Genomic DNA, 19,828 nt, shown 5'->3' on the forward strand with positions numbered 1-19,828 from the left:
AATTTGTCTTCCCTGACATACCTAACGTCCGTTAGATAGCTTTGACAATACCCCCGCCCACACCTCTCTGTCAAATCATTATCTAACGGTTATTCGTTATAGAAACCAGCGAAAAATCAACGTTTCTTCGCTCACATACGGCACATCGGCGTGTCGCAATCACGATATCTACGATTTGTTAGACCGGAGTTAGCCGCAGTTCCCCGAATCAGTCTCGGCCAAGGCCCGAGGCCGGCCTCGAATCGACTACGACCCAAATCCGGCCCACACTCGGATCACCGATAGTTGTCCCACATCGGCGAGGGGAAGAGCAGCTCCTCGAACGCCAGCCATTCGTCATACAGGTCCACCGGCGGATTGCGCATCCAGCGCAGCTGCACGCCGTCCATGGCCTCGATGCACCGGCGCACCAGCGGTTTCATGGAATCCTCCCACGAACCCATCTGAGGCGGAATGCACCATGGATAGCGGGAGTAATGGTCCCAGACCTCCTGCGGGCGGCCGTCGAAATACTCGTGCAACGGATGGTCGGGGCCCAGCGCCTCAGCCTCCAGCGCGATGTACAGCGCCACCAGCTCGCGCCGTTGCGCGTTGTAGCGCACCAGATAACGCAGATAGGCGGGGAACAGCAGCCGGTCGGGGTCGCTGCCGGGCAGACCGGACGCCATGAAATCGTCCGGCGTACCGAATACGTCATAGTTATCGGTGATGAGCATCGACAGCAGGCCTTCCTTGTTGCCGATGTAATGGAGCAGTCCGGGCTGGCTCATACCCACGGCGTCGGCCACATCCTTCAGGGACGTGCCGTAGTAGCCCTTCTCCCCTACCAGACGCACTGCGGCCTGCGCGATCTCCGCGCGCCGCTCCTCCGGACTCTTACGCACTCGTCTCTGCTTCGTTGCTACCATGAAAGCCAGTATATCGAATAACCGCTCGATATACTGGCTTTCATACAGGGTGTTGGATAGGGCGAACAGCTACGCCCGGCAGAACCTCGCTCGGACGGCCCATCCCACGCCCCTGTTCCCCGACCGCGTCGCAGCGGACGGGGAAGTCCATGCACCGGGTGCCGACCGGCTACAGCCGCACGAGGCCACCGCCGTCCGCGGCCTGCTTGACGGCGGCAAGCACCTCGAGGGTCTTGATGGCGTCCTCCGGCGTGACCAGCGGCGCCTCCTCACCACGGATCATCCGCTCGAAATGCCTGAGCTGCAGGCGGTGCGGCAGTCCTTCGCGCACGCCCTGCACCTCGCAGGTGAACGGCTTGGTCCAGTCGCTCACGCCTCCCGCGTGGGAGAACAAGTGCAGCCGCGGCAACGACAGCGACGCCTTGGTGCCCATGATGTAGTAGGCGTCCGTATCGTACGGGGCGAAGAACGGGTTCTCGCGTGCGGTGGATTCCCAGTTCCACGGGCTTGCCGCGGAATCGGAGAGGGTGATGGTGCCGAGCGTTCCGGACTCGAACCGCACGGTGGCCACGGCGGAGTCCTCCACCTCGAAGCCACGCGCGGCATTGGCGGACATGCCTTGGATCTCCACCGGTTCGCCGATGAGGTAGCGCATGAGATCCACGTCATGCACCATGTTCACCAGAATCGGGCCGGCGCCTTTGGCCCGGCGCCACGGGATGTCGTAATAGGTGTCCGGCTTGTACAGGTTGTACAGCACGGCGACGGTGACGATTCGTCCCAACGCGCCCGATTCGATGATCTCCTTGGCACGGCGCACCTTGGGGTTGTGCCGGCGGTGCTGGCCCACCAACACGGGCACGCCGGAGGCGCGGGCCTCGTCGGCGAAGGCGCGGGCGTCATCCAGATCGTCGCTGATCGGCTTCTCCACAAGCGTCGGGATGCCGTGCGCCACCGTGTCGCGGGCCATCGGCACATGCAGGTTGTTCGGGGATGCGATCACCACGCCGTCGAGCGCGGTGCAGTCGAGCATCTCTCGGTAATCGGCGAACCACGGCACGCCGGCGTCCTTGGCCGTCTGCTCGGCGGCGGGCATCGGATCGGCGATGGCCACGAGCCGGGCGTCCGGATCGTCCTGGATGTAACGGATATGGTCGCGGCCCATGGCGCCTGCGCCGATGACGGCCAGTCGAAGTTGGTCGGTCATGATTGGAGTCTCCTTGATCGTTCTTGGATGTGTGATTGATGGGTGATTTGACGCGTGATTATGCGTGATTGACGTGTTCCGATGATCTCCCCACGGCGCGGGAGCGCACCCGTCTACTTGCGGACCGGCATCATCGTGCCGGCCTTCCGGACCCGGGCGGCGAGCAGCAGTACGATCACCAGTCCGGCGAGCGTGATGCCGGCGGCCGCGTAGAACGCCATGCGGTAGCCGTACGCCTCCGAATGCAGTCCGGTGGCGAGGCGAGGCCCGATCCACGCGCCGAGCGCGTAGCCGAGGAACATGATGCCGTAGTTGACGCCCAGATGCTTGGTGCCGAAGGTCTCGCCGGTCAGCGGCGGGTAGATCACCAGCAGCGCGCCGAACGCGAAGCCGAGCACGATCACGCACGCCACGAAGAACACGGCGTTGTATGCGAAGGACATGGCGATCATGGCGAGCGCAGTGACCACAAGCATGATGGACAGGCACTTGAACGCGCCGAACTTGTCGTACAGCGCGCCGAACGTCAGGCGGCCGAGGAAGTTGGAGATGGTGGAGATGGACACGGCCATCGCGCCGAACGCCGCGGCGGTCATGGTGCCCACCGCACCGACGTGCTCCTGAGAGATCGAGGAGACGGCGCCCACGAGCATCGTGCCGGAGGAGGCGGCCATCGCGTAGACGGCGAGCAGCACATAGAAACGCGGCGAGGAGAGCATGGCCTTGACGTCGAAACTGCCGTCGTCGTCGGACTTCGTGGCCTCGGCAACCGGCGCGGGCTTATCCACGACGGGCGGATTCCAACCCTTCGGACGGTAGTCGGCCGGCGCCGGCTGCACGAACAGCGCGCCCAACGTGATGGTCACCCAGAAAATCACGCCGAGGATCTTCAGCGCATTGGACACCCCGAACGCGCCGGACAGGGCGTTGGCCACCGGGGCGAGCGTGGCCGGGCCGATCGCGGCGGCGGCCAGCAGGATGCCGGAGGCCTTGCCTCGGATGTCCGGGAACCAGCGCTGCGCGGTGGTCAGGGCCGGGTTGTACACGAGACCGTTGCCGATGGCGGCGATCAGGCCGTGGCAGATGTAGAGCATCGGCAGGCTGTCGGCCATGCCGGTGAGGAACCAGCCCAGACCGAACACGAAGCCGCCGACGAGCATCACGGTGCGCGGGCCGAACTTGTCGCAGATGCGCCCGGAGAAGATGCCGGTGACGGCCATGACCGTCTGGAAGATGGAGTAGGACAGGCTCACCTCGGCGGTGCTCCAGCCGTGCTGTTCGGACAGCGGGTTCAGGAACACGCTGAACAGCGCGATCGAGGCCACGAAGAACATGACCACGAATGCCGCGGTCAGGATGCCGTATCGGTTCGGCTCGCGTGTAGTGGTTTTGGTGGAAGTCATGGTTGCTGCTTTCTGCGGTTGTGATGTCATGGGATTACGACGTCCGGCGTCGCGGCATCGCGGAAAATCGTGCGAATCATGGCGAATCGCTGCGCCGGCGTCGTGGATTCGGTGGCCTTACAGCAGACCGCGCTGCTTGAGGGAGTTGATGGCGAACTGTCGGCGGCCGCCCGGCTTGGGCGTCAGATCACCCATCATGAGATGGAATCCGCCGTCCACGCTGATTTCGTCACCGTTGACGAAGTCGGACCGCGGGCTCGCCAGGAACGCTACGGCATTGGCGATGTCCTGCACCTCGCCGATACGGCGGGAGGCGATAAGCCGTTCGCGCTCCTCGGTCACCTTCGGGTCGGCGTAGAACGAGGCGCTCATCGGCGTCTTCACGAAGCACGGGCACACGCAGTTGGAGCGGATGCCGAACGGCCCCCATTCGGCGGCGATCATCTTGGAGAGCATGCCAAGGCCCGCCTTGGCGCATGAATACGCGCCGGAGAAGGTTTCGGGCGAGTGGGACGCGACCGTGGAGATGTGCACGATGCGGCCGGACTTGTGCTCGAGCATCACCTTGCCGAACGCCTGCGAGAGGATGAACGCGCCGGTCAAGTTCACGTTGATGACGTCCTTCCAGTCGGCGAGCGGCAGGTCCTCGAGCGGGGCGAAGCGCAGGATGCCGACCGTGTTGACGAGTACATCCACCGTGCCGAAATCCTCGACGATCCTGTTCTTGAGGATCTCCACGTCGTCCGCATCCGAGACGTCACAGCCGTAGCCGTGCGCGTCCACGCCGTACTCGGCCGCCAGCTGCGCCGCATACGCCGCCGTGTGCTCCTCGCTGATGTCCACCAGCGCCAGTCTGGCTCCGGCGTGCGCGAGTTCGGCTGCGATGGCCGTGCCCATGCCGCCCACCGCGCCGGTCACGACGCATACGTCGCCGGCGATCCCCAGCCAGCCGCCATCCGTTCGTTCATCCGTCATTACGAACCTCCTGTGGTATGTCCGGCGTGCGTCCACGCGCGCCGTGCGCCCGATTTGCCTCGTCATCAACCGTGATGACGTTCGGTTTTCGACAGCTGCGATGCTAAACATTGCCCCGAGGGCAAGGTCAAATCCGAGACGGCCGCGCCGGCGATTCTGCCAAAGACGGCAGTGCCGGGATATGGGATACGGAATACGGGATACGGGATACCGTAGGATACGGGACCACCGGGGATTTGCATGGCACGGCCATCAAGGAGGTTTTCGATGCGGGACGACGACGATCTGCTGACCATCGGCGAGGTGGCCAAACTGGATGGCGTGAGTACGAAGGCGCTGCGCTACTACGATGCACACGGCATTCTGGCGCCGATCGAAACCGACCCGCGCACCGGATACCGCTATTACGCGCCGGACCAGCTGCTGGAGATGGATGTGATCCGGTTATGTCTTGAGGCGGGTGTGCCGCTGGACTCCATCGAGGCTTTCCACCAGACCGACGGCTCACTCGACTGGCGGGCGTTGATGGAGACCGGCCGCGATCGTGTGGCGCGGGAGATCGCACGGCTGCGCACGTTGGAGACCAGTCTCAATGACTATCTGGGCGAAATGACGCGCAAGGCCCGCACGCCGGCGGACGGCGTGGTGCGCTCCGATCTGCCGCCCACATGGATGGTGGGCCGGCCGTGGCCGTACTACGGCGGGCCGTTCGTGCTCAAGCCGTATCTGCGCGCGATGACGTTGCTGCGCACGGCGGTGCGCGAGGCGGGATTGCCGAGACTGCTGCGGCGCGGCATCATCATCGATTGCCGTGAAGGGCGGGCCTATGCCTATCAGCAGTTCGAGCCGGGGATTGCGAAGCCACGAAGCGACGCGGCGGAAAGCGCTATGACGGGGATTGACGCAACGGGGATTGACATGGCAATACCCGGCGCGGCGGGAACCGGAAAGGCGCCAGATCAGGACATCAGCCCAACCGACAACCGCACCGTACCAATCAACGACGCGTCACATGCCGGCGATGATTCCGTCGATTCACCCGACTTCGGATTCGACCCCTCATTGACCGTCTTCCACCCCACCGGAGGCCCCGCCGAGGGACAGGTCATCGAACGCGAATCATTGACGGCCTGTTTCGATGACGCGCTGGCGATGGTCGCCCGCAACGATCCGAACAAATGGCCGCATGCCACAGTCTGTGAGATCTGGGGCAGCCATACCGCCGACGGACGGGTCCGCGTGCGCTACACCCGTCACCGCTGCGGCGTGGGTCGAACGGCATAGGCCCGGTGAGTGCGCAATCCAACGCAATACAGCGCAATACAGCGCAATCTGCGCGTTTACAGGTTCACACCGGCCTCTCATGGCTCCCAAAATAAGCCATCGGCCTGCGGCGATTGGATTGACCAACTCCGCAGGCCGATTCGATAGCGCACCCTATTGCCGGGGCCGCCGCTCCGGACAAGCCCGGGCGATATCCGGAAGCTCCGGGCGGGAGCGCCGCGTTATCTGTGCTTCCGGGACCGTCTTACTCCTGGAACACGTCCGGATGGTTCGGGTCGCCGGGGATGTCGGCAAGCAGACCCTCGAGGCCGAGGAACTCCTTCCAGAACTCGAGCGGCTGACCGTACGGCGACGACTCGCGGCCGTGGGCCTGGATATTGGCCTTGGCCTCGAACACGTCCTCCTCGCGAATGCCGTCGAAGTAGCTTTCGAGACGGTCGCGGTTCTCGGGAATGTAGAACAGCGAGGAGATGATCTCCGTCAGGCGCTCGGCGCGCTCGATGGGCAGCGAATCCCAATGGCGCAGCTCGATGAAGTTCTTGAGGCGCACGTCGTTGAAGTGCGTGGAGATGATGTGGTTGATCTCGTACGGATTGAGCTCGCGGTCCGGGTACACCTCGCCGGCATTCTCGCGGAAGGCCGGGCGATGCAGCTCCTTGGGGCTGGCGCCGGAGGCCACCGCCTCGGGCGTGTGGGTCAGGTCGGCGAACATAAGCGGCGTGGAAAGCACGTCGATGGCGTAGTCCTCCCAGCCGAAGCGCGGGTCGAACAGTCCGGGGATCACGTTGGTGCGCTGGAAATCGAGGAAGTCCCACATGCGCTGGCGCAGCAGCGGGTATGGGTTGATCTCACCCTCGAAGTACGGGGTGTTGCGGAAATAGTACGCCAGAATCGGGCCGATCACCGTGCCGAGGCGCAGCTTGTCGATGGCGTCGCGCTCGTCCACGTAGTCGATGCTCACCTGGGTGGAGGCGGAGCAACGCATCATGCACGGTCCGAATTCGCCCACGCGGCCCAGATAATCGGTCATCGCGTCATAGCGGTCCTTGGGGTTCACGGGCACGTCCACGAAGCTGGACTTGGGCTGGTAGCCGTAGTTGACGAGACGGAAGCCGAGGTCCTTCAGGATCGGATCGGCCTCACGGCGGAACTTCGAGTACAGGGCCACGAGGTCGCTCGGCTGCTTGAGGATGCCAATCGAGGTCTCCACCTGGCCGCCGGGCTCGAGTGAGACGGCCACGCCGGGGCGGCCCAATCCGACCAGATGCCCGTTCTCCCAGTACTCCTTCTCCTCGTCGTAGTAGGGGGCGAGCCTCTTGAGCAACGCCTCGATACCATTCGGCTCGTAGTAGCTCACGGCGGTATCGGTGCCGTTGTGCACGGGCAGATGCTCGATCTCCACGCCGAATCCGCCAGTGCCGCGCTGGGAGCGGCCGTTCTCGAAGAACTTCAGCAGACTGTCCACATGCTTGGGGTTCGGCTTGGCCAGCAGGTGCGCATAACTAATTCTCGGGGTAACCATGATTGGTATCGTATGCGAGCAGGCTTACGGCCGCGCCCGAACGCCCACGAATCCGCTATACGAAAAACCGATAGCAGGCTCCGCTCGGGGTTGGGAGTGGGTTTGGTGTCCCCTCTGACGCACCGAGAGTTCATGCGCGGCAACCGCTCGCGGATGAGACGGCGACGACTCCCCTCAGTCGCTGCGCGACAGCTCCCCTCAGAGAGGGAAGCCAGAAAGAGCGATGCCGCCCAGGACGGTGACAATAGTCCGTTCCGGGGGGGCAAACTTGATGATAAATACAACTTTGCCCCCGGAAGGAGGGGTACGTCTCCTCAGTCGCTGCGCGACAGCTTCCCCAGAGAGGGGAGTCAAGGGGTGATACCGCTTCATAAGGAAGCTGTTGGATTGGTGGGTGGTGTCTCCCGACCGTAAGCTCGGCCGAACGGCCTTGAGTGTGTCGGGAGACACCACCCACCAATCCAACAGCGGCAGTACCTAATCTCAGCCGACTATAGCCGGTAGCATCGGGACAGACCTCGGAGCCTGAATCAGTCGGCGGCGGTGAAACCCTGCGGTTCGCCGGCATCGGCGAACTTGGCGTTGTGGGCCTTCTTGGCCGCCGCGATCATGAGCTTGATGCGGTTGAGCTGGTTGGCTTCGGAGGCGCCCGGATCGTAGTCGATGGAGACGATGTTGGCCTGCGGGTGCAGACGGCGAATCTTACCGAACATGCCACGGCCGGTCACATGGTTGGGCAGGCATGCGAACGGCTGCGCGCAGATCACGTTCGGGCATCCCTGCTCGATGAGCTCGAGAATCTCGGCCGTGAGCAGCCAGCCCTCGCCGGCCTGCACACCGATTGAGGTGACCTCCGCGGCCTTCTTGACGAGCTCCGGCATCGGCTCGTCGCGGTGGAACTTGCCGTGCGAGAGGTCCAGAGCCGCGTTGATCGGCGCGAAGTAACGGTCAAGGCCCCACCGCATGACGGCGTAGGCGAACTGGTTGCCGCCCATGCCGAGGTTGTGCTCGTTCCAGTCGGTGATGTACGGCTTGGTGGTCATGAACTCCATGATGCCGGGCACCACGGCCTCGCAGTCCTGCGATTCGATGACGTCGACCACATGGTTATTCGCGTCAGGCTGGTACTTGACCAGAATCTCGCCCACCACGCCGACGCGCACCTTGCGCGGCACGTCCTTGAGCGGCAGGGCGTCGAAGGACTTGACGATCTCCTTGGCGAGCGTGCCGTACGGCAGCCAACCCCTCTTCAGCCACGGGGTCTTCGCCGCGGTCTTCGAATAGCCATGGTGCTCAATTGTCTCGCGCACGATCACATCCCACTGCTCGTACAGCTTGTTCGCCGAGCCCTGCTCCACCTCGTACGGGCGCACGCGGTACAGGCACTTCATGAGCAGATCGCCCAGAATCAGCGCCTTGACCGCGCGATGCAACATCGGCACGGTGGCCTTGAAGCCGGGATTGTCCTCGAGTCCCTGCGTGGAGATTGCGATGATCGGAATCTGCGGGTAACCCGCGTCGATCAGGGCCTTGCGGATGAGGCCGAAATAGTTAGTGGCACGGCACATGCCGCCGGTCTGGGTGATGGCGAGCGCCACATGGTCCGGATCGTACTTGCCTTCGAGGATCGCGTCGATGAGCTGGCCGATGACCATGATGGCCGGGTAGCAGGCGTCGTTGTTGACGTACTTCAAGCCGGTCTCCACGTCGCTGCGGCTGGCGTGCTTGAGCACGTCGAACTTGTAGCCGCCGGAACGGATGACTGCCTCCACCAGCGACAGGTGGATCGGGCTCATCTGCGGGGCCACGATGGTGTAGTCGCGTTTCATGTTCTTGAGGAACTTCTGGCGGTGCGCGTAGCGGGACATCGTGGCGTTGTTGTGGCCGGACTTGCCCTGCTTGGCCTTGGCATTCTTGGCGCCGGCCTGCGGCTCGTTCACGGTGCCGTCGGAGCCGGACAGTACGTTCCGGGCGTCCACGGCGGCCTTGATGTCGCGCTCGGCCGCCTTGCGGGAGGCCTCGCGCATGGACTTGGTGAGCTTCGGGTTGGCGGCCATCGTGGTGTCGAGCAGCACCTGACGACCCGGCGTGGGGGCCTTGGAGCCGGTCTTGCGGAAGCCCATCGGCTTGGGACCGACGGCTGCGGCACCGGCTGCGGACCGCGCCTGTTCGGATTCGGCCTTGACCTTGGCTTCGGCCGCGTCCACGGCGGCCTGCGCCTCGGCGAGCGCGGCCTTGGCTGCGGCCAGATCGGCCTCGGCCTTGGCCTGAGCCTTGCGCTGGGCCTCGAGTCGCTGTTCGACTTCGGCGGACTTCGCTGCAATCGCCTTGTCGTCCAGCAGCGCCTGATCATGCTTGTCAACACCGGCAATCGCACCGGCAGCGGCGCCGGCGGCAAGCGCGCGGGTGGCCCGCTCTTCGCGGCGTTTGTTGGATTCGCGCTCCTCCACGGCGGCCTTGAGCGAGCGCAGACGAATCTTCGCCGCGCCGAGGTTGGAGACCTCGTCGATCTTGAGCAGCGTGTACACGTCGGCCTTGTCCGCGAGAATCTCGGCCACCTGATCGGTGGTGATGGCGTCAAGGCCGCAGCCGAAGGAGTTGAGCTGCACAAGCTCGAGTCCCGGATAGGAGGCCACGAAGTGCGCGGCCGCGTACAGACGGGAGTGGTAGGCCCACTGGTTGGTCACGCGCAACGGCATCTTGGTCACCGTGCGGTCGCCGACGTGCCGGAACCCGGCGGCGTTCTTGGCGCGCGGGTCGGCCTCGCCTTCGGAGAGGAACTCGGTGAGGTTGAGCTTCTCCCCCGGCTGCAGCTCGCAGATCGAGTCCTCGGAGAGCACCACCATGCCGAGCGCGCAGATGGTCTCGGGGATGCCGTGGTTGATCTCGGGGTCGATGTGGTAGGGACGGCCGGCGAGCACGATGCCGCGGCAGTTGTGTTCCTTCATGTAGGCGAGCGCTGCCAGACCCTCCTGCTGCACGTCGTGCTTGAAGACCTTGTCCTCGGCGTAGGCGGCCTTGACGGCGGTTTCGGCCTCCTCGCGACTCACGTTGGCCCAAGCGAACTCCTCGACGATGCGGTCGACCATGAGCTCGTGGTTGGCGAGGTTGAAGTACGGGTGCATGTAGCGCACGTCCGGGTCGCGCAGCTCGGGCATGTTCGCGCCGACCACCAGCGGGTAGTTGGCCACGACCGGGCAGTTGTAGTGGTTGTCCGTGTTCGGCACCAGGTTCTCCTCGTACGAGACGCACGGGTAGAAGATGGTCTTGATGCCCTTGTTCAGCAGCCACTTGATGTGGCCGTGCACGAGCTTGGCCGGGTAGCAGATGTTCTCGGAGGCGATTGATTCGATGCCGGTCTCGAACAGCTCATGGGAGCTGCGGCCGGAAATCATCACCTTGAAGCCGAGCGAGGTGAGTAGTGTGAACCAGAACGGGTAGTTCTCGTACATGTTGAGGGCGCGCGGGATGCCGATTTCGCCGCGGGTGGCCTTCTTGTCGGTCAGACGGCGGTAGGCGAAGCAGCGCTTGTACTTGTAGTCGTACAGGTTCGGGCGGTCGGAGCGCTTCTTCTTGGCGTCGCCGCCGCGTTCGCAGCGGTTGCCGGTCACGTAGCGCGAGCCGTCGGCGAACGTGGTGATGGTGAGCTTGCAGTGGTTCTGGCACAGCTTGCACACGTCGCGTTCGGTGGTCATAGACAGGTTGTCGAGCGCGTCGCCGGTCAGGATGGAGCTGGCGGTGTGGTGCACGCCGTTGACGATCACCTCGTTGTCGTGGCCTTCGGCGGTTGCGGCAGCGTTGGTCGTGTCCACGCCGGCCATGTCGGCGGAAACGGCGGATTCGGAGACGGAGGTCTGATCGGCCTTGATGGCCTCGGCCGAACCGCCGTCGGCCAGCACATGCTCGTGCGTATCGTCCGCCACATCCTCGTAGTGCATACGGGCGGTCAGGGCAGCACCGAACGCACCCATCAGACCGGCGATGTTCGGACGGGTCACCTCGCGTTCGGTGAGTAACTCGAACGCGCGCAACACGGCGTCGTTGAGGAACGTACCGCCCTGGACCACGACGGTATCGCCGAGCTCACCGGAATCGCGCAGTTTGATGACCTTGTACAGGGCGTTGCGCACCACGGAATAGCACAGGCCGGCGGCGATGTCCTCGATGGAGGCGCCTTCCTTCTGCGCCTGCTTGACGGAGGAGTTCATGAACACGGTGCAGCGCGAACCCAGATCCACCGGATGCGTGGAGGCGAGCGCCTTCTGAGTGAACTCCTGGATGGTCAGCCCCATGGACATGGCGAAGGTCTGCAGGAACGAACCGCAGCCGGACGAGCAGGCCTCGTTGACGGCGATCGAGTCGATCACGCCGTCGGTGATGGCCAGATACTTCATGTCCTGACCGCCGATGTCGATGACGGCGGTGACGCCGGGGCTCACCATTTCGGCGCCGCGGTAGTGGGCCATGGTCTCCACCACGCCCTCGTCCAGATGCAGACCGGTGGTGATCAGGCCCTCGCCGTAGCCGGTGGCGCAGGAGCGGGCGATCCACGCGCCTTCCGGCAGCTCGGACTGGATCTTCTTGACGATGTTGATGGCGGCCGTCAGCGGACTGCCCTCGTTGTTCGCGTAGGAGGACCAGACGATCTCACGGTCGTCGTTGACGAGCGTGGCCTTGATGGTGGTCGAGCCGGCGTCGATGCCCAGGAAGTGCGGGCCGTGCGCTCCCTCGAGCGTGCCGATGTGGACGTGCTCGCGGTGGTGGCGCTGGTTGAACGCCTCGCGGTCGGCCTCGGTGGGGAACAGCGGCGGCATGGTGGGGGTGTTGGAGGGCAGGTTCTCCAGCTCCTCCAGACGCTTCAGGATGTCGGCGCAGGTGCGGGCCTCGAAATGATGGCCTTCGTCGTCGGTGTCGGTGTCGGCCTGCAGCGCCGCGCCGAACGCCACGTACAGGTGGGCGTTGGTGGGCACGATGAACTCGTCCACCTTGCCTTCGAGTGCGCGCTGGAACGCCGCGCGCAGTTCGGACATGAAGAACAGCGGGCCGCCGAGGAAGATCACGGTGCCGTGGATCGGTCGGCCGGAGGCGAGGCCGGCGATGGTCTGCGTGGCCACGGCGGTGAAGATGGAGGCGGCGAGGTCGGGCTTGGCCGCGCCGTCGTTGATGAGCGGCTGGAGGTCGGTCTTGGCGAACACGCCGCATCGCGATGCAATCGGATACAGGTTCTGGTAGCTCTTGGCCATATCGTTGAGGCCGGCCGCATCAGTGTCGAGCAGGGTGGACATCTGGTCGATGAACGCGCCGGTGCCGCCCGCGCACGAACCGTTCATGCGCTGTTCGGGCGTGGGCTTCAAGTACGTAATCTTGGCATCCTCGCCGCCGAGCTCGATGATGACGTCCGCCTGCGGGTATTCCTTGTCAATCGCCTCGGTTTCGGCGATGACCTCCTGGATGAACGGCACATGCATGTTGTCGGCGAGCGCGAGGCCGCCGGAGCCGGTGATGGCGAGGCGGATCGGCTCGTCGCCGCGGCCGATCTCCTCGAGCTTCTTGTGGATGTCCACCAGAAGACCCGCCACGGTGGCGCGCACGTTGGCGTGATGGCGTCGGTAATCGGAGAACAGGGTCTCGGCCAGGGAATCGGACTGGTCGAGCACTACGGCCTTGACGGTGGTGGAACCGATGTCCAGCCCCACACGCAGGGGCTTGGCGCCCTTCGATGCGTTCGTCGCAGGCGCATTCGTCACGTCTGCGGTCGCGTTCGATGCGGTATCAACCATGCTTTCCTCTTACGTTGGTCCTCCGGAATCACCCTCCCCCAGGGCACCATGAGACCGCCACGGGACGGCTGGCAGGTGCACTGCGGACGGCTTCGCCCGGCTACTTCATGGCTTCAGAATAGTCCGACCACCTTCCCAACGAGCCCGCAGCCCGGGTGATTTCGCTCACGGAATGCCGGTAACGCCACAGTTCGCGCCGATATGACGTGTAATGGGCGGCGTTGAGTGCCGACCGTCACCCTCGCATTGTATTGCGATTTGGCCGCCGTTTGCCGGCATTGCATGGAGAACCAAGCTTATCGGCTGCGATTGCCGCGGCACACAACACTGAAAAGAAAGAGCAGACTTCATAAAGTATTTATGAAATTATGATACCATCTTCATAAATCATTTATGAAGTTTGTGCACTGATGGAAAGGTACGGCATCATGGCAGTAACCGCACAATACTCCGCACCCGACTATCCCGCACTCGTGCGCGAAGCACTGGAATACCGTTTCCCACGCCCCGTCAAACGGCATCCGATCATCGACGAATTACCCGAGCCCGCGATGTTCAATCTCGTGCATATCCTCACCGGGATGCGCCGCAGCGGCAAGACATTCCACCTCTTCCAACTCATTAACGACCTGCTGGACGCAGGAACGGCACGCGAGCGCATCCTCTATTTCAACTTCGCTGACGAACGACTCCAGCCCATGCCACCCGATGCGCTCAATCAAGTGGTTACGGAATATTGGAGACAATGTCCGACCGCACGCGAACAAGGCGCATTCCTTTTCCTTGACGAAGTGCAGGAAACCGAACACTGGCAGGGATTCTGCCAGCGACTCGCCGAACACGAACGAATCACCTTAGTCATCACCGGATCGTCATCCAAACTGTCCAGCGAACAAATCGCCACACAATTCCGTGGACGATCGTACTCACATGAAGTGCTGCCCCTCTCATTCCGTGAATACTGCTATTTTCACGGACTCGACGCGCCAAGCGACACCGACAACGCCTTCTCTGCACAAACCGTAACGGCCATGGAATCGGCATTTGACCGTTACCTCATAGAAGGCGGCTTCCCGGGTGTGCAAACACTGCCCAATACCGGACGTATCGATATGCTACAAAGCTATATGCGTGACGTCGTGGCCAGAGACGTGGCCGAACAGTTGGGCCGTGGGGAAATCGCCCTGGCCAACCAAATTGCACTGTTCGTGTTACGCAACACTGCATGTGAACTCGCCGTCAACAAACTCACCGCACAGCTGGAACAAGTCGGATACAAGCTATATTGGAACAAAGCCCGGCGCATCCTCGATCTTATGGAACAGGCATTTCTCTGCTATGAGCTCAACGAATACACTACATCGCTTAAGCCCAATACAACCACTGTGCCGAAAATCTACGCCGAAGACCCCGGTCTGGCCTATGCGGTTTCGCGCGCGAACCAACAGGATGTAGGCAAACGTCTGGAGACCGCCGTCTATCTGGAATTGCGCCGACGTCAGGCGGGAAGACGCACTGATTCCATCACCTCATTGACCATGCCTACGGCCAAACCGGAGAAAGTGGATTTCCTCATAGGCGACGCACTCGGCATCGAACCATATTCCGCCATCCAAGTCACAGCGGATATGACAGCTCCCAAGACCAAGGTACGCGAAATCCGAGGGCTCGAAGAGACCATGAAACGCATGTCCGGCGTGAACGGCACTATCATCACGCTACGGGAGAACGACGTCATTCATACCAGTACCGGAGACATACAGGTCATTCCCGCATGGAAATGGGCGCTGCAGACTCCATCCCGATGATCATCCGCCCAGCGGCCTCCTGACGATAACGCATCATGGACGCGCCACCGTCAGGAGGCTTGGCTGCCTTCGCCGGCCTCGCGGTCCTTGAGGTAGATTTCCGGTATGTCGCGCTCCTGATCGTGGAGCTTGGCCCAGATGACCGGCTTGCCGGCCTCGAGAGACTTCGGCACGTCGAGGATGCGCTGGTTGGCCGAGCCGCGGAACTGCAACAGCGAGTTCTTCTGGTCCTTGAGGTAGCGACCGTCCACCAGAATGTCGATGAGGTGGAGCAGCTCAAGCTTGTCCGGGGTCTCCCCTGGACGCATCAGCTCCTCCCATGTGTAGCCGGTCCAGCACCAGATGTCCTTGGTGTGACCGAATTCGCGACGGATGCGCTGCGCCAGCGGCACCAGCACGGGCGTGTTGAGCATGGGCTCGCCGCCGAGGAATGTGATGCCCTGCACCCAAGGCGCCCTGAGATCGTCGATGATCTTGTCCTCAAGCTTGGGCGTGTATTCGTGGCCGGCGCGGAAATCCCATATGGAGGCGTTGAAGCAGTCGACACAGTGGAACGGGCAGCCGGAGACATACAGGGAGTTGCGCACACCCTCGCCGTCGGTGACGATGAAGGTCTTGTAATCGGCGATCATGCGCTTGGACATGCGCCGGCCGTCCCATTGGCCCGCCTTCGGATCGTTGGCGAGCCCATGGGACGGCACGGATGGACCGCGCCCGGTCTCATCGGGCGCGAAATCACGACGGATCACTTGGCCTCTTCGAACCACTCGCGGGTGGTGCCGTCGTCCAAGGTCACGCGACCGGTCTCACCGCTCATGTGCTTGACGCGGTGGGCGATCTCCTCGTGACGGCCGTGCACCATCGGGCGCTGGACCGGGCTGCCAAGGTAGCCGCAGGTGCGCTTGGTCACGTTGCACTTATCCGGGTCGGAGTTGCCGCACTCAGGGCACTTGAAGCCCTCTTCGGTGGGCTCGAAGTCGCCCTGGAAGCCGCACACGAAGCAGTGGTCGATCGGGGTGTTGGTGCCGAGGTAGCCGATGCCGATGTTGTAGGCGTAGTCCCACACAGCCTCGAGCGCCTTCGGGTTGTCCTGCAGGCACGGGTACTCGCAGTAGTTGATGAAGCCGCCGGAGGCGTAGTACGGGAAGTCCTTCTCGTAGTTGAGCTTCTCCATCGGGGTGGGCTGGAGCCACACCGGGTAGTGGAACGAGTTGGTGTAGAAGTCGTGGTCGGTCACGCCCTCGATGTGGCCGAACTTCTCACGGTCCATGCGGTTGAAGCGGTCGGTGAGGGACTCGGCCGGCGTGGAGTACACCGAGTAGTGGTAGCCCTCGGCCTTGCTCCACTGCTTGCACAGCTCGTTCATGCGCTTGACGATGGACAGCGCGAACTCCTTGCCTTCCGGGTCCCAGCCGTGGTCGCGAATCCAGTTCTTGCCATAGAAGACCGCGGTGGTCTCGGCGAGGCCGATGTAACCCAGCGACACGGTGGCGCGCTCGTTCTTGAAGAGCTGGTCCACGTTGTCGTTGGCGCCGAGGCGGCCGAAGGCGCCGAAGCGGAACAGCGTGGGGGCGTTGACCGGGGTGGCCTCCTTGCAGCGCATGATGCGGAACTGCAGAGCCTGGTGGGCCACCTCCATACGCTCGTTGAACAGCTTCCAGAAGCGGGCCTTGTCGCCGTGGGATTCGATGGCGATGCGCGGCACGTTGACCGTGACCACGCCGAGGTTCATGCGGCCATCCTCCTCATCCTTGCCGGTCTCGGGGTTGATCCAGCCCTGCAGGAAGGAACGACAACCCATCGGGGCCTTGAAGGAGCCGGTGATCTTGACGATGTTCTCGTAGAAGACCACGTCCGGGTACATGCGCTTGGTCGCGGACTCGAGCGCCAGCTGCTTCAGGTCGTAGTTCGGGTCGCCCGGATCGGCGTTCACGCCGTGCTTGACGGTGAACACGAGCTTCGGGAAGATGGCGGTGTGGTGTTCCTTGCCGAGACCGCGGATGCGGTTGAGCAGGATCGCACGCTGGATCTCACGGGAGAACCAATCGGTGCCGAGACCGAAGCCGACGGTCACGAACGGGGTCTGGCCGTTGGAGACGCGGTTGGAGTTGATCTGGTACTCCATGGTCTGCATGGCGTCGTAGATGGCCTTGCGGGTGCGGATCTTGGCGAGGATCTCGCGCTCCTGCTCGAGCTCGTCCACATCGGTATGGAACGGGGTGTCCATCGGCAGCGGCTCGCGGGAGCCGAAGTGCAGCTTGGCCGGCTCGTTCTTCTTGGCGTTCTCGACCTGGCGACGGGCGAATTCCACCGGCATGCCGTCGGGAATGGTCTCGCGTGCCTCCTCGAGGAACTTCTCGTAGTCCTTGCGGGCATACTGGGCCAGATGCTCGTCGGCGCGGTTGGCGGTCTGGCCGCCGTACTGGCTGGAGGCCACGTCCTTCATGATCTGGGTGATCTGGGTAGCGGCGATGGCGATGGACTTCGGCGAGGCCATCGGGGCGTTGCCGAGCGTGAAGCCGTTGGCGAGCATGTCCCAGAAGTTCGGCAGGGAGCAGTTCGACTGGGCGGTGAACGGCGAGTAGTCGGCGTCGTGGAAGTGGATGTCGCCCTTCATGTGGGCGTTGGAGACCGCCGGGGGCAGCATGTTGAACGCGGCGGCCTTGGAGACGGCGCCCGCCAGCAGATCGCGCTGGGTGGCGTAGACGTTGGAGTCCTTGTTGGCGTTCTCGTGGATCAGCGTCGGGTCATGGTTGATGAAGCGGGCCACGGCCTCGTTCACATCGGTGGCTTTGGCGCGCTGGATGTCACGGTCGAGACGGTAGTTGGTGTAGGCGCGCGCCACGTCGTACAGGTGCGCGTCGATCAGGGCGTGCTCGACGAGGTTCTGGATGTCCTCGATCTTGGCGGGGCCGTTGTAGCGCTCCTTGATTTCGCCCTCCACCTGATTGGCGAAACCGCGGATCATGGCCTCCTCCTCGGGGCCGACCTCCTTGTTGAGATCACCGAAGGCGGACTTCACGGCCGAGATGATGTTGATCGGATCGAAATCGACCACACGGCCGTCGCGCTTCTCCACGAGGACCTGAGTGGTCTTCGGGGCCTTCCTGGTCTCGCTGTCGACGACGTTCTCATCCAGCACATGTGCGCTCATCGGGAACCTCTTTTCTTCCTATTTCCGTACTATCCATCACTGCCCATCCGGACTCTCACGAGCCCGGTTTTTGGCCGCACTTGCCGTAGGCCAAACGAATTACATGGGTGTCGTTTCCTTGAACCTATAGAAGGATACGGCATCCCCACCCCTATATCTAGTACTCAACCATGGCGTGTTGAACTATCTGTAGTGTTGAGCGGCCATATTCCGCCAAAATCACATCCATGTGATTCATGTGACGATTTTTTGATTGCGTGTCGCCGTCCGAGCCCTCTCATTTTGACCTCCCCTCATGCTAAGTACCATCCGCGACGCTTCTTACGACATCGGATACGGTCCATCGTCGCACATGATTTTCGGTTCGGTAAAATTTTTCCCTCATCAATATTCGCACTTATAGTGGTGGACATGACTACTGCAATGGGTTACTCATCATCGCCGGGAACGCCGACCGCCGCGTCTCTTGCGTCGGCCGGCTTTGCCGCCGCCCCCGGCAATGGCTCGCCCGAGCCGGGCACCATCAACCTGCCCAACGAGCCGCGGCCCGCGGACCAGTTGCCGGCCCGCGCCGGCGAGACCACAGCGCAGAACCCGTGGCCGGTCAGCGTATTGAGTCAGAAGTTCTACGGTGCCGTGGAACGCTGGCCCGCCGCCTGGGTCACCGGGCAGATCACGCAGATCAACACCCGCCGTGCCGGATCGGCGTACATCACCCTGCGCGACGACTTCGAGGACATCGCGATGGAGGTCAACGGATTCGGCAGGTTCGCCGCAGCCGCAAGCCAGTTCGTACAGGGCGACCGCGTCGTGATCCACGGCAAGGCCAACCTGTGGATGAAGCGCACTTCCCTGTCGCTCCGGGGAGACACCATCCTCAAGGTAGGCACCGGCGGCAGCCTCAAGGCCATGATCGATGAGCTGCGCAAGCGCCTCAAGGGAGAGGGCCTGTTCGACGTCGACCACAAGCTTCCCCTCCCGGAGTTCCCCAAGACCATCGGTCTGATTTGCGCGCCGCAGGCCCGCGCCGAGGGCGACGTAATCACCAATGTGAATCTGCGGTGGCCTACGGTCTCGTTCAAGGTGGTGCATGTGCATGTGCAGGGCGAGCAATGCCCCGGCGAGGTGGTCCAGGCCATCGAACGCCTGAACGCCGACCCGGATGTGGATGTGATCATCGTGGCCCGAGGAGGCGGTTCCTTCGAGGATCTCATCGGATTCTCGGATGAACGCGTGGTGCGCGCCGCCTACTCCTGCACCAAGCCGCTGGTCTCGGCCATCGGCCACGAGGACGACTGGACCCTGCTCGATCTGGTGGCGGACCTGCGCGCCTCCACCCCGACCGACGCGGCCAAGCGTGTGGTGCCGGACGTGAACGAACAGTCCCAGCTCATCGAAGGTGCTATCGAACGCATGCGGTTGCGCGTCCGCTCCCGCGTGGAGAACGAGATCCGACTCATCGAGGGGTATGCGAACCGTCCCAGCCTCACCCAGCCGCACACCATGCTGGAGCCGCATCAACGCTTGATCGACGACTCATTGCAGCGGCTGGACATCGGATTGCGACGAATCGTGGACGACGCGCAGCTCACCATCGAAAAGGCGCATGCGTCATTGACGGCCCTGAGCCCGCAATCCACGCTCAACCGCGGGTACGCCGTGGTGCAGTCGGCGGATGGCCATGTGCTGGATGACGCCTCACGAGTCAGTCCCGGCGACGACATCACCGTGACGCTCAAGCAAGGTGTCATCACCGCGACCGCCACATCCACCGCGCGGTGACCACT

The 19,828-nt window shown here is 63.1% G+C and carries 11 protein-coding genes; 3 read left to right on the forward strand and 8 right to left on the reverse strand.

The annotated features are described in order from the left end of the window. Nucleotides 1-275: 275 nt before the first annotated feature. The 4 genes from BMYO_RS01825 to BMYO_RS01840 form a co-directional block, all read right to left on the reverse strand. Nucleotides 276-908: a TetR/AcrR family transcriptional regulator gene (locus BMYO_RS01825; RefSeq protein ID WP_094666889.1), complete on the reverse strand. Its 633-nt coding sequence runs from the start codon at nucleotides 906-908 to the stop codon at nucleotides 276-278. A gap of 169 nt (nucleotides 909-1,077) precedes the next feature. Next, the gene (locus BMYO_RS01830; RefSeq protein ID WP_094666890.1) at nucleotides 1,078-2,115 is read right to left on the reverse strand and encodes a Gfo/Idh/MocA family protein; all 1,038 of its coding nucleotides are present in this window, start codon (nucleotides 2,113-2,115) and stop codon (nucleotides 1,078-1,080) included. A gap of 113 nt (nucleotides 2,116-2,228) precedes the next feature. Beyond that, nucleotides 2,229-3,518, reverse strand: a complete 1,290-nt coding sequence (locus BMYO_RS01835) for an L-lactate MFS transporter (RefSeq protein ID WP_094666891.1) — start codon at nucleotides 3,516-3,518, stop codon at nucleotides 2,229-2,231. A gap of 117 nt (nucleotides 3,519-3,635) precedes the next feature. Beyond that, nucleotides 3,636-4,493, reverse strand: a complete 858-nt coding sequence (locus tag BMYO_RS01840; protein WP_094666892.1) for an SDR family NAD(P)-dependent oxidoreductase — start codon at nucleotides 4,491-4,493, stop codon at nucleotides 3,636-3,638. Nucleotides 4,494-4,760: 267 nt separating this feature from the next. Here BMYO_RS01840 and BMYO_RS01845 point away from each other — a divergent pair, with 267 nt between their 5' ends. Next, nucleotides 4,761-5,777 carry a MerR family transcriptional regulator gene (locus BMYO_RS01845; RefSeq protein ID WP_094666893.1) on the forward strand — a complete coding sequence of 339 codons (1,017 nt, stop codon included), beginning with the start codon at nucleotides 4,761-4,763 and terminating at the stop codon, nucleotides 5,775-5,777. A 244-nt stretch (nucleotides 5,778-6,021) separates the two neighbouring features. Here the strand turns inward: BMYO_RS01845 and BMYO_RS01850 are convergent, their stop codons facing one another. Together BMYO_RS01850 and BMYO_RS01855 are read right to left on the reverse strand one after the other, a co-directional pair. Beyond that, nucleotides 6,022-7,299 carry a glutamate-cysteine ligase family protein gene (locus BMYO_RS01850; RefSeq protein WP_094666894.1) on the reverse strand — a complete coding sequence of 426 codons (1,278 nt, stop codon included), beginning with the start codon at nucleotides 7,297-7,299 and terminating at the stop codon, nucleotides 6,022-6,024. A gap of 530 nt (nucleotides 7,300-7,829) precedes the next feature. After that, a complete protein-coding gene (locus BMYO_RS01855) occupies nucleotides 7,830-13,079 on the reverse strand; it encodes an acyl-CoA dehydratase activase-related protein (protein ID WP_233428009.1) in 5,250 nt (1,749 codons plus the stop codon). Between the two features lie 428 nt (nucleotides 13,080-13,507). Between BMYO_RS01855 and BMYO_RS01860 the strand changes: the two genes are divergently transcribed. Then, nucleotides 13,508-14,887, forward strand: a complete 1,380-nt coding sequence (locus BMYO_RS01860; protein WP_094667055.1) for an ATP-binding protein — start codon at nucleotides 13,508-13,510, stop codon at nucleotides 14,885-14,887. Nucleotides 14,888-14,937: 50 nt separating this feature from the next. Here the strand turns inward: BMYO_RS01860 and nrdG are convergent, their stop codons facing one another. Both nrdG and nrdD read right to left on the reverse strand, forming a co-directional pair. Continuing rightward, a complete protein-coding gene (gene nrdG, locus BMYO_RS01865) occupies nucleotides 14,938-15,636 on the reverse strand; it encodes an anaerobic ribonucleoside-triphosphate reductase activating protein (protein ID WP_233428012.1) in 699 nt (232 codons plus the stop codon). Next, nucleotides 15,633-18,041: an anaerobic ribonucleoside-triphosphate reductase gene (nrdD, locus tag BMYO_RS01870; protein WP_094666896.1), complete on the reverse strand. Its 2,409-nt coding sequence runs from the start codon at nucleotides 18,039-18,041 to the stop codon at nucleotides 15,633-15,635. Before nrdD ends, nrdG begins: the two co-directional genes overlap by 4 nt. A 411-nt stretch (nucleotides 18,042-18,452) precedes the next feature. Between nrdD and xseA the strand changes: the two genes are divergently transcribed. After that, nucleotides 18,453-19,823, forward strand: a complete 1,371-nt coding sequence (gene xseA / locus BMYO_RS01875; protein ID WP_094666897.1) for an exodeoxyribonuclease VII large subunit — start codon at nucleotides 18,453-18,455, stop codon at nucleotides 19,821-19,823. The last annotated feature ends 5 nt before the right edge of the window (nucleotides 19,824-19,828 follow it).

This window comes from Bifidobacterium myosotis, assembly GCF_002259745.1.
Lineage (GTDB): Bacteria > Actinomycetota > Actinomycetes > Actinomycetales > Bifidobacteriaceae > Bifidobacterium > Bifidobacterium myosotis.

Excerpts from the sequence above, each read along its gene's own strand:
- xseA (WP_094666897.1), top strand. The coding sequence starts at position 18,453 with ATGACTACTGCAATGGGTTACTCATCATCGCCGGGAACGCCGACCGCC.
- BMYO_RS01855 (WP_233428009.1), bottom strand. The coding sequence starts at position 13,079 with ATGGTTGATACCGCATCGAACGCGACCGCAGACGTGACGAATGCGCCT.
- BMYO_RS01840 (WP_094666892.1), bottom strand. The coding sequence starts at position 4,493 with ATGACGGATGAACGAACGGATGGCGGCTGGCTGGGGATCGCCGGCGAC.
- BMYO_RS01835 (WP_094666891.1), bottom strand. The coding sequence starts at position 3,518 with ATGACTTCCACCAAAACCACTACACGCGAGCCGAACCGATACGGCATC.
- BMYO_RS01830 (WP_094666890.1), bottom strand. The coding sequence starts at position 2,115 with ATGACCGACCAACTTCGACTGGCCGTCATCGGCGCAGGCGCCATGGGC.
- BMYO_RS01845 (WP_094666893.1), top strand. The coding sequence starts at position 4,761 with ATGCGGGACGACGACGATCTGCTGACCATCGGCGAGGTGGCCAAACTG.
- BMYO_RS01860 (WP_094667055.1), top strand. The coding sequence starts at position 13,508 with ATGGCAGTAACCGCACAATACTCCGCACCCGACTATCCCGCACTCGTG.
- BMYO_RS01850 (WP_094666894.1), bottom strand. The coding sequence starts at position 7,299 with ATGGTTACCCCGAGAATTAGTTATGCGCACCTGCTGGCCAAGCCGAAC.
- BMYO_RS01825 (WP_094666889.1), bottom strand. The coding sequence starts at position 908 with ATGGTAGCAACGAAGCAGAGACGAGTGCGTAAGAGTCCGGAGGAGCGG.
- nrdD (WP_094666896.1), bottom strand. The coding sequence starts at position 18,041 with ATGAGCGCACATGTGCTGGATGAGAACGTCGTCGACAGCGAGACCAGG.